The following is a 13,198-nucleotide window of genomic DNA, read 5'->3' on the forward strand; positions in this document are numbered from 1 at the left end:
CGCCCGGTCCCGTTCCGAACCCGGAAGCTAAGCCCCATCGCGCCGAGAGTACTGCGGGGCCAGCCCGTGGGAGGCCAGGGCGCCGCTGACCGGTGGACGGCACCGAGCCGTGCGCTTGGACTGAGAAGGGGGAGGCCGCGAGGCCTCCCCCTTTTTCGTTTCTCAGGCAATTTGTCTCACATAGTAGCTGTGTTTTATAACCCTCGTTTGTCGCATCTTCTTTGAACGGGCTACAATATCGTAGTCTGTGTAGCATGGAGGTGAACATGGCTGAAGCTGGTATCGGCGTTGATATCGTCGAGATTTCCCGAATGAAATCAATCCTTGAGAAGACGCCGTCGTTTGCCCGGCGCGTGTTTACCGATGAAGAGCGTGCGTATTGCGATGCGTCGTCTCGCCCTGCCGCTCATTATGCCAGCCGCTTTGCCTCTCGCGAAGCGGTACTTAAGGCACTTGGAACGGGGTTTAGTCAGGGCGTTGGACGTAAGGACGTTTCCGTAACACGCGATAGGCTCGGCAAGCCAAAGGCTCTGCTTTCTGGTCGCGCTCTCGAAATCGCCCAGGATTTGGGTGTTGTCGAGGTTGCTCTTTCTATTACCCTTACGGGTGACTTGGCTGTCGCTAATGCCATTGCGATCACCGAGGATGCTCGACCTAAGCCTAAGGAAGAAAAAATGAGCACCAAGGAGCGCGTTGCCCAGACATTTAAAGAGGCTCGTTCTGTATTGGATGAGCTTGAACAGCTGCAACAATCTGCTTTGTCGGAGCATTTGATCGATGATCCGCAAGATACGCAAGGAGCATAGATGAAACCGGTTTTGAGTACCGAGGAAGTCGTTCGCCTCGAGGATATCATCGAGCGCGAGGGCACCTCGAAGGCCGAGCTCATGGAGTTGGCAGGTGAATTTGCCGCCAACGAGATTTTAAAGCTCAACCCTGATCGCGTTCTTGTGCTGGTCGGCTTTGGCAACAATGGCGGTGACGGTTGGGTCGCTGCGGATATCCTGACCCATAAGGGCGTTGATGTTGATATCGTTTCTCCAGTTGAGCCGGATGAGATTCCTGCTGCCCTTGCTCGTCACGTTGCCCGTCGCACCGCCGGTCGCGACGTTCATGTGTGCGTTGGGCCTTCGCGAGACGAGCTAGAGGTTCTCATTAACAAAGCGGATGTCGTGGTCGATGCTATTTTTGGTACCGGTTTTCACGGCAACCTTCGTGCGCCGTTTTCTATTTGGATTCCTACGGTTAACGAGTGCGCCGATCACGTTGTTTCTATCGATGTTCCCTCGGGCCTGAATGCCGAGACGGGCGTTGTGGATGACGACTGCATCCGTGCCGAGCGTACCGTGACGATGATTGCCCCTAAGATCGGCCTCTACAGCGCTGACGGTCCGGAGTATGCTGGCGACCTGGTGTGTGGCGGTCTGTACGACCGCCTCGACGAAGTCATCGATGATGTCGATCATGCTGCCGAGATCGTTGAGCCCGGTGATCTGGTGGACTACTTTGCCCCGCTGCCCACGAATATCGATAAGTATTCGCGCGGCTCCGCGCTCATCGTTGCCGGGTCGGCACAATATCCTGGTGCCGCCATCATGGCCGCAAAGTCTGCCGCTCGTGCTGGTGCCGGTTATGTGGCCGTTGCGACGCCCGATGCGTGCGCCAACCTTATTCGTATGGCGCTCCCGTCGATTCCCGTTTTCGCCATTCCGTCTGATTCCCGTGGATCTTTTGGTGCCGCTGCGCGTATGACAGTGTGCGAGATTGCTAAGAAGTACAGCTGCGTTGTGTGCGGGCCTGGCATGACGACGTCTGCCGGATCGATGCAAGTCGTTTCGGGCCTGCTTGAGCTCGATGTGCCGCTTATCCTAGATGCAGATGCGCTCAACTGCCTTGCCAAGATTGCAATCGACGGCATCGACAGTAATCCTGAGATGTACCGTCGCGAGCAGCCGCTCGTTATGACGCCGCATTATCGCGAGCTTTCGCGTCTCGTTGCCGGCGACGAGGTCAATGATCTTGGCACTGCGATTGCCGCTGCTCAAAAGATTGTCTGGGCTGCCGGTTCCGATAATCTCGTTGTTATCGCTAAGGGCCCGACGACGGCCATTTGCGGCGTCGAGCGCGTGCTGCTGCCGCTTTCGGGCCCAGCGTCGTTGGCGACCGCTGGCTCGGGTGATGTCCTCGCAGGTATCCTTGCAGGAACGCTTGCGACCATGCGTGACGAGATGGACCGTTGGGAGCTGCTGTACTCGTATGCCGTCGCACTCCACAGCTATGCCGGCTTTGCTGCGGCGACGGAGTATGGCGAGAAGAGCGTTATCGCGACCGATCTTATCGACTTGATCGGTCCCGCCATGGAATTGGCGGCAAAGGATGCGCTCGATGATCTGGGAATCATGGACGAAGGGTCGGATGACTAATCATGAATAAAGCCGATTTGACGCGTTGGTCCTGGGTCGAGATCGACCGCGGGGCGCTCCGCCGCAATACGAGGGCCTATAAGAACTTGCTAGATCCGCGTCAGCGCCTGTGCTGCGTGGTTAAAGCCGATGCTTATGGTCATGGAGCCGTCGAGTGCGCCAAGATCATGTATTCGGCCGGTGCCGACATGTTTGCCGTGGCGACGGTCAGCGAGGGTATTGAGTTGCGCCAGGGCGGAATCACCAAACCCATCCTGATTCTAAGCGAGCCTCCCATCGAGGCTATTCCTTCATTGCTCGAGTTCGATATCATGCCCTCGGTCTATACGTCCGATTTTGCTCTTGCGTATGGTGAATGTGCCGTCGCGGCGGGCAAGGTGGGCAAGTATCATCTTGCCATCGAGACGGGTATGAACCGCATCGGCGTTCACTACACGCAGGTGCTCGACTTTGTCCGCGGTATTAATTTCCATCGCGGTATTCAGTGCGACGGCGTATTTACGCACTTTGCCACGGCCGACGAACCATCGGGTTGGGACTACAAGCTGCAGTGCCAGCGCTTTACCGAGGCCGTTCAGGCCATTAAGGATGCGGGTTTTGAGTGCGGTATCGTGCACTGTGCCAACACGCCGTCCTCGATGCTCGACCCCTCGATGCATTTTGATATGATTCGCGCTGGCGTTGGCTTGTATGGCATGCAGCCGTGCGAGCTGAGCGGCCGCGTGATGCAGCTTGATCCCGTTATGAGCGTTCATGCGCGCGTGACGCGCGTGGCGCATCCTGCGATGGGCGAGGGCGTAGGCTACGGTTTTACCTACCGCGTACCGCGCACACGCGTTCAGATCTGCACGCTGCCGATCGGATATGCCGACGGCCTTTCGCGCACGCTTTCCAATCGTATGGACGTGCTGTATCGCGGTGAGCGCGTGCGTCAGGTCGGAAATATCTGCATGGATCAGTTTATGGTTGCCATTCAGTCCAACCCGGCTCACGAGATTCCCGAGGCCGAACATGGCGACGAGATGATAATTATCGGTCGCGATGGCGATGCCGAGATTACCATGGATGAGATGGCGCGCCTGCGCGGCACGATTAACTACGAGGTCGCCTGCGGCTTTGGCATGCGTCTCGACAAGGTCTACGTGTAGGGGCCGCTATGGGCGTTATGCACATCCCCGGCCATAGCCATCAGGCGCCGCGCGAAGTTGCACTCGAGGAGATCGAGGCCGTCCTGGGTGATTGCCGCCTTTGCCAGCTTTACCAGTCGCGCCACAATATCGTGTTTGGGGTGGGAAACCCCCGCGCTCGCGTGATGTTTATTGGTGAAGCGCCGGGCCGTAACGAGGATTTACAGGGCGAGCCCTTTGTGGGGGCGGCGGGTGAAGACCTCAACGGCATTCTGTCCCTGGCGGGCCTTAAGCGTGAAGATGTCTATATCGCCAATGTGCTTAAATGTCGCCCGCCGGGAAACCGCAATCCGCGTCCCGAGGAAGTGCTTGCTTGCTCACCGTTTTTGCGCGAGCAGATTCGAAGCATCTGGCCCGATATCATCGTGACGCTCGGCAATCCCGCGACGCACTTTGTGCTCAAGACCGAGATTGGCATTACCAAGCTGCGCGGCAGGTTCCATCAGATGGGGCACTTTGTGGTGATGCCGACGTTTCATCCCGCGGCGGCGCTACGCAATCCGGCGTGGCAGGAGTTGCTGGAGGAAGACTTTAAGATGCTGGGCGACTATCTGGTGCGACACCCCGCGCCAGAGGGCGCCTCGGAATAATAAGGAGCGTATATGTCCCTGGAGCGCCTGGGGCTAGGTACCTACAAAACGGCTCGTACTGCCGATACGGAGCATTTTGGCGAGTTGGTTGCACCGTGTCTAGAAAATGGCGATGTGCTGATACTGACCGGCGGCTTGGGCGTGGGAAAGACCCACTTTACCAAGGGCGTCTCGCGCGGCTTGGGCGACGGGCATATGGTCACGAGTCCTACGTTCGCGCTCATGGCCGTTCACGACCAGGGGCGTATTCCGCTGTTCCATTTTGATCTGTACCGCTTGGAGCATGCCTACGAGCTCGAGGATACGGGCATTTTTGACGTGCTCGGCTATGAGGGCGCTTGCCTGTTGGAATGGGGCGAGCAGTTTCAGGACGAGCTGACGGATGAGTATCTCTCGGTGACGCTTAGGCGCGATGAGGACGATAGCGACGTGCGAACGATCGCGCTCGAGGCGCACGGCGAGCGCGCGACGGAGCTTTTCGATTTGATTGATAAGGCTGTACAAGATGAGCTTGCATAACGACAACGCGCTGGTAGTGGCGCTCGATACTTCGACCGACATGCTTGCCTGCGCGGCAAGCTGGATTGATGAGCAGACGGGCGAGGCGAAGCTGGTGAGCGGGGACCATCTGTGTCGTCGCCATGCCAACGTGGAACTTGTGAATACCGTCGATGGCGTGTTGGCGCAGGCCGGGCTGAATCGCGGCGATGTCGGCTGTTATGTGGTTGGACGCGGCCCGGGTTCGTTTACGGGCGTTCGCATTGGCATCTCGACCGCCAAGGGTCTGGCGCGCGGTGCCAACGTGCCGTTGCTGGGCGTGTCGACACTTGACGCTTGCGCCTGGACGGCGTGGAAGGCTGGCGTGCGCGGCAAGCTTGGTGTTCTTGCCGACGCCATGCGTGGCGAGGTGTATCCGGCTCTGTACGTGCTGGGGGACGAAGGTCCCGAGCGTCTGTTTGAGCGCGAACACGTGGTCAAAGCCGCCGTGGCGCTTGATGAGTGGCGCCAGGCCGCGGACTGGAGCCAGGTTAAGCTGACTGGTGACGGTCTCGTACGTTATGGCAAGCTGCTGAGTGAGGACGAGACTGCGCGCTGCGTGGAGCGAGACCTGTGGTGGCCCTCGGGCGAGGGCCTTCTGATGGCGCACGCCGCGGGCGACGGTAATCCGGCTCGCGTTTTGCCGATCTACACGCGTCTTTCGGATGCCGAGGAAAATGAGCGTAAGCGCCTTGGGCTTGCCGAGAGCGCCCAGAGCGAGATTACGGGTGTTGCCGACGAGCTCGCCGGCCGCCATCTGCAGTTCCGTCCCATGGGCGCGGCGGATGCCGAGGGCGCGAGCGCATTGGAGGCCGCCTGCTTTGAAGGCGCCGGACACGAGGCGTGGACGCCGGGCATGTTCCTGTCCGAGCTGGGCGAGGGCGTTGCCGCGCCGCGTAGCTGGTGGGTGGCGCACGACGACGGTCAGCTGCTGGGACTTGCCGGCGGCATGGTCGTCGACGGTGACGTTCAGATTATGGACGTCGCGGTTGATCCTGCTCATCGTCGCGAGGGCATTGCCCGCAAGCTGCTGTCGCACGTGAGCTATGACGCCCAGATGCTCGGCTGCACCACTGCTTCGCTTGAGGTTGAGGACGGCAACGAGGGTGCGATTGCGCTCTATAGCGCCTTGGGCTTTACCGAGGCGGGTCGTCGCCGTGGCTACTACGGCGTCGGCAAGGATGCCATCGTCATGACGGCGTCGCTGCCCCTGGTGCTTCCTCTCGACAATGCCTCGCCCGAGCCAACGGCTGCCGAGCAGCGCGTCTGGCCGCTGCCTGAGCCCGAGCGCACCGCCGAGGAGCGTGCCGAAATCGAGCGCCGTCGCCTAGTTCTTGCCATCGAGAGCTCTTGCGACGAGACTGCTGTTGCGATTATCGATGCGGACGGCAATATGCTGGCCAACCAGGTGTCGACGCAGATTGATTTTCATGCTCGCTTTGGCGGCGTGGTGCCCGAGATCGCCTCGCGCAAGCATGTCGAGGTGATTGTGAGTGTCGTAGATGCGGCGCTTGAAGATGCCGCGGTATCGCTTGGCCTTGAGGGTGGAGCGATTGCGCCAAGTGAGCTTGCCGCCGTGGGTGTGACGCAAGGCCCAGGCCTGGTGGGTGCCCTGGTGGTGGGCGTCGCCTTTGCCAAGGGCTTTGCGTATGCTGCCGGTAAACCGCTCGTGTGCGTCAATCATCTGGAGGGTCACCTGTTCGCCAACCTGCTGGCGCAGCCCGACCTTAAGCCGCCGTTTATCTTTACGCTTGTCTCGGGTGGGCACACCATGCTCGTGCACGTAAAGGCATGGGGCGACTACGAGGTGCTTGGCGAGACGCTGGACGACGCCGTGGGCGAAGCCTTCGACAAGGTTGCCAAGGCGCTGGGTCTGGGCTATCCCGGTGGCCCCATCATCTCCAAGCTCGCCGAGACGGGCAATCCCCGCGCGATCGATTTTCCCCGTGCGCTTAACAGCAGGGGAGACTACCGCTTCTCGCTTTCGGGCCTCAAGACGGCGGTGACGCTCTATATTGAGCAGGAGACCAAGGCTGGGCGCACGATTCACCTGCCCGACCTTGCGGCCTCGTTTGAGGCGGCGGTCTTTGACGTGCAGTACAAGAAGGCCAAGAACGCCCTGCACGCCACCGGGTGCAAGGAGTATTGCATCGGCGGCGGCGTCTCGGCCAACCCGCATCTGCGCGAGATGATGATTAAGAAACTCGGGCGTCAGGGGATTCGCGTAACGGTGCCGCCTCTCTCGGCCTGTACTGACAACGCCGCCATGATTGCGGAGGTCGCTCGCCGCAAATTCGACCGAGGTGAAATCTCGCCGTTCGACGTCGACGCCGATCCAAACATGACGCTGTAGTCGTATGGGCGCGGTTCCCGACCGGAGGGGCCGGATATAAGGTTTCCTGCTCTACAGTCCTGCGCAAGACGAAGGCCACATTAAGTGGCCTTCTTTGCGTGCGGAACTCGCGATAAACCTTATATCCGGCCCCTCCGGTCGGGAACCTTTCTGTATCGATGCAGCTACTGAGCTGGTTCGGCGTCGACAACGTCCGGCAAGGTTAGCCAGCCTGCGTCGAATTTACGGCGTGCTTTAGCTGAGAGAAACCTACCTGATAATCGACTCAATATCTCGGCTTTTATATAGCAGTCGGCGGACTTCCATGACGTCGTCGATGACGACATAAAAAACCATGTAGTTGCCAACGTAGAAGCGGTAATACGGGTGCGACCGTCTTCTTGTCGAAGGGTATGTTGGTGACATGGTTGGATTCTTGAGATGCTCGAGTATGCCTGCTTCAACATTGTCGACAAGCCTATTTGCTGCAGCGGGGTTATTGAGATCAAAGGCGATATATGACGCTGCTTGGCTGAGGTCCTCCCAAAATAGGGGAAGATAGCGGAGCTTATAGTGCCTGTTCATCGAGACCGCCGTCGAGCATTTTTCTGACAGAGCCAAAGACATCGTCGTGTGTATAGCGAAGTTGCATGCTGGCAGCCTGACGATCAGCGGCATCAAGTGCGCTCTCGATTGTATTGCTCAGCGACTTGTACTGCTCAAAGCTCATGACGACCATAGAGCCCCGCCCGTTTTTAGTTAGAAAAACCGGACCCTCCTGTTCGACTTCGCGTTCAACATCCGGGTAGTGATTTCTAAGATCTGAGACCGGCCTAATATTCACAGCTACCTCCTGAGCTATCAGGATATTATCGTAATTATGATAACAGAGTTGAGATTTGGGATGGGAACTCCTCGGGGGCGGGGCGGGCGCCTGCCGCCATATATGAACTTTATCGCGAGTTCCGCACGAACAGGAGGCCACTTAATGTGGCCTCCGTCGTGAGCAGGACTGCCCGAGCAGGAAAGTTCATATATGGCGGCAGGCGCCCGCCCCGCCCCCGAGGAGCATCTCTCAAGCAAAAACTGTCGTGGGGTAAAGTCCGAGGTCAGTGACGTTTTATACCGAGAAATTCAAAAAAAGTTGAAAATTCATTACATATTTGCGTTGACTTTAGGCAACTAAAGTTTCATACTCCTTTTCATTCACTGGGGGATGTGAACACGCACGGATCGTTCGCATCATGATTGAAGAGGATTTCTTAGACATGTTCACGCATCAGCTAAACATTATCAGCGTAGTAATTATCTGATGCGGGTTAGCACATACAGCTAGCCCGTACGATAACGGGCGGCTGATGAAGATGAGGGCCGTCGAGCGCAACCGACGGCCCTCATTTTTTATGTCTAGGAAGTTCTTTTTAGAGGAGGAAATGTAATGAACGGAGTTTTGCTCATGGTTGTGGCCGCGGCGGTGCTCGCCTGCGGCTATCTGGGCTACGGCCGCTGGCTGGCTAACAAGTGGGGCGTTGATAAAGAGGCCCTCACGCCTGCCAAGCGCATGAAGGACGGCAAGAGCTTCTCGCCCGTCTCAGCCTTCACCGCGTTCTCGCATCAGTTCAGCTCGATCTGCGGTGCTGGCCCTGTTACGGGTACGATCGTCGCCATGGCCTTCGGCTGGCTGCCCGTCGTGCTCTGGGTCCTCGTCGGCGGCATCTTCTTTGGCGCCGTTCACGACTTTGGCGCCCTGTACGCTTCGATGAAGAACAACGGCAAGTCCTTGGCTCAGCTCATCGAGAAGTACATCGGCAAGACCGGCCGTCGCCTGTTCCTGCTGTTCTGCTGGCTGTTCTGCATCATCGTCATCGCCGCTTTTACCGACATGGTCTGCAAGACGTTCATGTTCACCCCGGTCGTTGACGCCTCTGGCGCTGCCACCGGTGCCATCGACTTCACCAAGTCCTATGCCGCTGGCTGCGCTGGCACCATCTCCATCCTGTTCACCTTCGTCGCCATGGCCTTTGGTTGGGCTCAGAAGAAGTTCAACCTCACCGGCGCTGCCGAGTTCGTCACCGGCGTGGTGCTCATGGTCCTCATGTTCGCCGTCGGTATGCAGTTCCCGGTTTACCTGGACAAGTTCCAGTGGTTCGCCGTCGTCATGGTCTACCTGGTCTTTGCCGGTGCCATGCCCATCCAGATGCTCAAGACCCCTCGCGACTACCTCACTTCCATCATGATGATCGTCATGATTGTCTGTGCTGTCCTCGGCATCGTCGTCCTGGGCGTTAACGGCCAGGCCACCATCACCGCTCCGGTTTTCACCGGCTTTAGCAATACCTCGGGCATGATGTTCCCGGTCCTGTTTGTCTCCGTTGCCTGCGGCGCTCTCTCCGGTTTCCACAGCCTCGTTTCTTCGGGCACCTCTTCCAAGCAGGTCGAGAAGGAACAGGACGCCGTCACGGTCGGTTATGGCGCCATGATCGTCGAGTCCTTCGTCGGCATCCTCGCCATCATCGTCGCCGGCATCATGTTCTCCGACATGAACACTGCCGGTACCGGCGCCCTCAACGCCGGCGTCGCTTCCACCCCGTTCCAGATCTTCGCTGCTGGCATTTCTCGCGGTATGCAGGCCTTCGGCGTTGACGGCACGCTCGCTACCGTCTTTATGACCATGAACGTCTCCGCTCTGGCCCTGACTTCGCTCGACGCCGTCGCCCGCATTGCCCGCACCTCGTTCTCCGAGTTCTTTGCCCAGACCAACGACGCCCTGGCCATCGAGTCCAAGGCCGGCTACATGAAGGTCCTCGGCAACCCCTGGTTCGCCACGGTTGTCACCCTGCTCCCCGGCCTCGCCCTCGCCTTTGGCGGCTATGCCAACATCTGGCCGCTCTTTGGTGCTTCCAACCAGCTGCTCGGCGGTATGACCATGATCACCCTTGCCGTGTTCTGCAAGTGCACCGGTCGCAAGGGCTGGATGCTCTACGTGCCCGTCGCCTTCCTGCTCTGCTGCACCTTCACCTCGCTGGTCCAGAGCGCTATGGGCTGCATGACCGCCGTCCAGGCCTACGGCTTCTTCGGTACCATCCCGGCTACCGCCACCACGGCCGCCGTCTCCGTCGCCGCCACCAAGGGCCTGCAGCTCGTCTTTGCCGTCCTGCTGATGATCCTGGGCCTCATCGTTGCCGTCAACTGCCTCAAGGAGCTCTTCGGCAAGGAGGCCGGTTCCATGCCCGACGAGGAGCCCGAGTGGTCCGAGATGGGCAAGGCCGAGTATGGTCGCGCTGCTGCTGCTGAGGCTCCCGCAAACGCCGAGGCCGCCAAGGCCTAATCGACCTAACGGATTGAACGTCACATCTATATGACTCGGAAAGGCCGGGTCCGCAACTGCGCGGGCTCGGCCTTTTTTCCATGCAATAGCTAGTGTGCCCGGGTGTTCTCGCAGATGTTTTGCGTGGATAGGGGCGTGCGTTGTACCATATAGACGTATATGTGTACATATGAAAGGGGCCCCGTGGCCAAGACGGTATATTCCGATAACCAAAACAACGTCGATGCCCTGGCTGAGCGTCTGAGCAGCCAGACGTCGCTTTCTGCCGAGCGTGCCAAGCTGGTTGCCTACGACCTGCTCTGCCGCAAGGCGCTCAAGATCAAGTCGAGTGCGCTGGCACAGATTTTCCGTTCCGTCGATAAGGAATGTGACACCAAGGCGATGCGCGATGAACTTATCGCGGCAAAGATCGTTACCAAGATCGAGGGCAGCGGCGTTAACGGGCGCCCAGCGTTCTATACCATTAATGCCGAGATTCGCGATGTCCAGGAGCAGCCTGCCGAGGCTGCCGAAGAGGCCGTCGAGGACGTTGTCGAGGCGCCTGTTGCGGTGGAAACGGCTCCGCGCGAGAACGTCGACACCGATGAGCTGCTTGACGAGAGCGTCGTTCGCGCCTTTACGGCCAAGGCGGGCCGCGGCGGTTTTGGCGGGGGCGGTAAACGCGATGCGCAGCGCCGTGCCCAGCAGGAGCGCTTCCGTCGCGCCGTGGCTCAAAAGGATGCGACGGATGTCGAGCCCGTCGAGGATGAGGCTGTTACCGAGCCGCAGTGCGCCGCTGAGGTCCAGGAGCCCAAGCGTCGCCGCGGTGCTCACTTTAAGGCCGAGCAGGGAGGTGTTGTGTGCGACGTTCAGGAGTCCGTCGAGGCTGCTGGTGCACCCGAGGAGCCCGTCAAGAAGGCTCCGGGTTCATGCCGTCCCGGACGCGGCTTTATGGGTCGTGCGTATCCCGCAAGGCGTCAAGAAAAGACCGACCAGGCTCCCGCTGCACCAGCGGAGAAGGCTGAGAAGGCTGCCGAGCCGATGGTCCGTGAGCAGAAGCCTGTTGAGCCGCGGCCTACGGGCGATGTCGAGCCCCGAGGCCAGCAGTCTGCGGGCGAGAAAGCGGGGGAGAAAGCGGGGGAGAGCGCTTCGAGCAAGCCTCGCCGTCGTCGTCACCGTGGCGGCCGTGGCTCAAATGCCGAATCCGTGGCCGAGCAGGCAGCGGGGCAAAACAAGGATGCGAAGACTGAGATCCCGGCGGAGCAGTCCAAGCGCCAGCCAGTAAAGGGGGACAAGCCTGAGCGTTCGCAAAAGGGCTCGTCCGCGCCAAAGCAAGAGCGCAATACTCGGACAGATTCCAAGTGCAAATCCCAGACGCAGCCCAAACCGACTGCAAACGATGCGGCCTCCCAGCAGCCTGAGCCGCCCGCTCATGGCGAGGTTTCGGCGTTTGCTCTGGCCCGTGTCCTGGGCAGGCAGCTGCTCAAGGTCGTTCCCACACCTGCTGCACTCTCCAAGATTAAGGAGCAACAGACTCAAATCGTTAAGGTTGAGGGCAAGGACGGCAAAAAGGTTTCGCAGCGCACTCAGCACAACGAGATGTCCAACCGCAAGATTGCCGAGGAGATTGCGATCATCCAGGCTTGGATTGAGCAGAATCGCGGTGCCGACACGCCGGTCGCTTCGCGTCGCCAGCGCGCCTACCAGATTTTTAACGATGAGAAGGCCTTTGACGGTAAACACGGCGAGCGCCTGATGAGGCGTATGGCCGAAAAGGGCATCAGCATGCAGGCGATTAAGGTCGCCCCCAACCGCCCCGTGCACTTTACGGGCTTCTTTACGCTGGGCGCCGACAAGCCGTTCATTATGGTCGAGAACCTGGACACCTATGACGAGATCGTCAAGCTCTTGCGCGGCCGCAAGCACGCTAAGCTTTTTGGCACCAAGGTGGGTGGCGTGATCTTTGGCGGTGGCTGCAAGGCGAGCGTCTCGCACGCACTGGATGATTATCTGGCCGAGATCGGCTATCGCTTTAACTATGTCTACTACGTGGGCGATATCGACCGAGAGGGTGCGCGCATCGTCGAGCAGGCCCGCAATGCCAATGTGGTTGAGATTCGCTTGCATGCCGGCATGTATCGTGCCATGCTCGCCGAGCACAAGCGTCGCGTGAAAGCTGGCGGCGAGTGCGAGCCTGCGGCTGCCAATCAGGGTGTGCCGCAGAATTTGGCGGCGACGATCAAGGATCTGCCTATGGTCACGCGCGTGCAGTTCCGCAATGTGCTGCGCGAGGGCGGTCGCATTCCGCAGGAGATTCTGATGACCGCCGACTATCGGGATGGCGACTCGGGAAGCTTCGACCGCATGCTGAACAATTAGGGACGCGTGGCCCCGGCGGGCCGGGCATTAAGTTTGCTGCTCTACAGTCCTGCGCAAGAAGAAGGCCACATTAAGTGGCCTTCTTTGCGTGCGGAACTCGCGACAAACTTAATGCCCGGCCCGCCGGGGCCACGCGCCATTTTGTAGATGGCGGCTCGCTTTTCGGAACGGGGCTGATATTTTCTAGATGTAAGGCGCTCTTGGTCCTTTCGGGCTTGGGGCGTCTGTCTTTTGAGGGTGGATGAGCCGGCACTTTGGGACGTTCCTTTAGTGCCGGCACTTTGGGACGTCCCCAAGTGCCGGTTGAGATACGGAGAGCCCGTTGTTGATATGGACGGAGGGATTCCGCGTCCGCCTTCCGGCGGCCGCGCCCCGCTGCGTCGCTCCGCTCCTTGCGTGCTGCGCTGGAAAACGCTTCGCGTTTCCTCAGCTCCGCACCCTTG

10 protein-coding genes and 1 rRNA gene are annotated in these 13,198 nt (G+C 59.4%); 9 read left to right on the top strand and 2 right to left on the bottom strand.

What is annotated here, in order from left to right; all coding sequences use genetic code 11:
- From rrf to tsaD, 7 genes are all read left to right on the top strand, one after another.
- A 5S ribosomal RNA gene (gene rrf, locus ACTQV3_RS08880) occupies positions 1-91 on the top strand; the annotation flags it as partial.
- Between the two features lie 175 nt (positions 92-266).
- Entirely contained in the window at positions 267-806 is a 540-nt protein-coding gene (gene acpS / locus ACTQV3_RS08885; protein ID WP_427728961.1) for a holo-ACP synthase, read from the top strand.
- Positions 807-2,423 carry an NAD(P)H-hydrate dehydratase gene (locus tag ACTQV3_RS08890; RefSeq protein ID WP_427728959.1) on the top strand — a complete coding sequence of 539 codons (1,617 nt, stop codon included), beginning with the start codon at positions 807-809 and terminating at the stop codon, positions 2,421-2,423. It begins immediately after the preceding gene.
- 2 nt (positions 2,424-2,425) lie between these two features.
- The gene (alr, locus tag ACTQV3_RS08895; protein WP_154515162.1) at positions 2,426-3,571 is read left to right on the top strand and encodes an alanine racemase; all 1,146 of its coding nucleotides are present in this window, start codon (positions 2,426-2,428) and stop codon (positions 3,569-3,571) included.
- An 8-nt stretch (positions 3,572-3,579) separates the two neighbouring features.
- Positions 3,580-4,200 (top strand): uracil-DNA glycosylase, encoded by a 621-nt coding sequence (locus tag ACTQV3_RS08900; protein ID WP_154515160.1) that lies wholly within the window; start codon positions 3,580-3,582, stop codon positions 4,198-4,200.
- 12 nt (positions 4,201-4,212) lie between these two features.
- Positions 4,213-4,719: a tRNA (adenosine(37)-N6)-threonylcarbamoyltransferase complex ATPase subunit type 1 TsaE gene (gene tsaE, locus ACTQV3_RS08905; RefSeq protein WP_427719841.1), complete on the top strand. Its 507-nt coding sequence runs from the start codon at positions 4,213-4,215 to the stop codon at positions 4,717-4,719.
- On the top strand, positions 4,706-7,090 hold the full coding sequence (gene tsaD, locus ACTQV3_RS08910) for a tRNA (adenosine(37)-N6)-threonylcarbamoyltransferase complex transferase subunit TsaD (protein ID WP_441536254.1): 2,385 nt from the start codon (positions 4,706-4,708) through the stop codon (positions 7,088-7,090). The genes tsaE and tsaD overlap by 14 nt, the downstream gene beginning before the upstream one ends.
- Positions 7,091-7,339: 249 nt before the next feature.
- On the opposite strand, the gene ACTQV3_RS08915 is transcribed toward tsaD, so the two are convergent.
- Positions 7,340-7,747 carry a type II toxin-antitoxin system RelE/ParE family toxin gene (locus ACTQV3_RS08915; protein WP_441015903.1) on the bottom strand — a complete coding sequence of 136 codons (408 nt, stop codon included), beginning with the start codon at positions 7,745-7,747 and terminating at the stop codon, positions 7,340-7,342.
- The gene (locus ACTQV3_RS08920; protein WP_427748363.1) at positions 7,638-8,054 is read right to left on the bottom strand and encodes a type II toxin-antitoxin system Phd/YefM family antitoxin; all 417 of its coding nucleotides are present in this window, start codon (positions 8,052-8,054) and stop codon (positions 7,638-7,640) included. The genes ACTQV3_RS08915 and ACTQV3_RS08920 overlap by 110 nt, the downstream gene beginning before the upstream one ends.
- Positions 8,055-8,507: 453 nt before the next feature.
- Between ACTQV3_RS08920 and ACTQV3_RS08925 the strand changes: the two genes are divergently transcribed.
- Positions 8,508-10,397 (top strand): carbon starvation CstA family protein, encoded by a 1,890-nt coding sequence (locus ACTQV3_RS08925; protein ID WP_441536256.1) that lies wholly within the window; start codon positions 8,508-8,510, stop codon positions 10,395-10,397.
- Between the two features lie 183 nt (positions 10,398-10,580).
- A complete protein-coding gene (locus ACTQV3_RS08930; protein WP_441536258.1) occupies positions 10,581-12,755 on the top strand; it encodes a hypothetical protein in 2,175 nt (724 codons plus the stop codon).
- Positions 12,756-13,198 lie beyond the last annotated feature (443 nt).

The sequence above is a fragment of the Collinsella sp. LCP19S3_A7 genome (assembly GCF_052121995.1).
Classification (GTDB): Bacteria; Actinomycetota; Coriobacteriia; order Coriobacteriales; family Coriobacteriaceae; genus Collinsella.

Excerpts from the sequence above, each read along its gene's own strand:
- acpS (WP_427728961.1), top strand. The coding sequence starts at position 267 with ATGGCTGAAGCTGGTATCGGCGTTGATATCGTCGAGATTTCCCGAATG.
- ACTQV3_RS08890 (WP_427728959.1), top strand. The coding sequence starts at position 807 with ATGAAACCGGTTTTGAGTACCGAGGAAGTCGTTCGCCTCGAGGATATC.
- alr (WP_154515162.1), top strand. The coding sequence starts at position 2,426 with ATGAATAAAGCCGATTTGACGCGTTGGTCCTGGGTCGAGATCGACCGC.
- ACTQV3_RS08900 (WP_154515160.1), top strand. The coding sequence starts at position 3,580 with ATGGGCGTTATGCACATCCCCGGCCATAGCCATCAGGCGCCGCGCGAA.
- tsaE (WP_427719841.1), top strand. The coding sequence starts at position 4,213 with ATGTCCCTGGAGCGCCTGGGGCTAGGTACCTACAAAACGGCTCGTACT.
- tsaD (WP_441536254.1), top strand. The coding sequence starts at position 4,706 with ATGAGCTTGCATAACGACAACGCGCTGGTAGTGGCGCTCGATACTTCG.
- ACTQV3_RS08915 (WP_441015903.1), bottom strand. The coding sequence starts at position 7,747 with ATGCCGCTGATCGTCAGGCTGCCAGCATGCAACTTCGCTATACACACG.
- ACTQV3_RS08925 (WP_441536256.1), top strand. The coding sequence starts at position 8,508 with ATGAACGGAGTTTTGCTCATGGTTGTGGCCGCGGCGGTGCTCGCCTGC.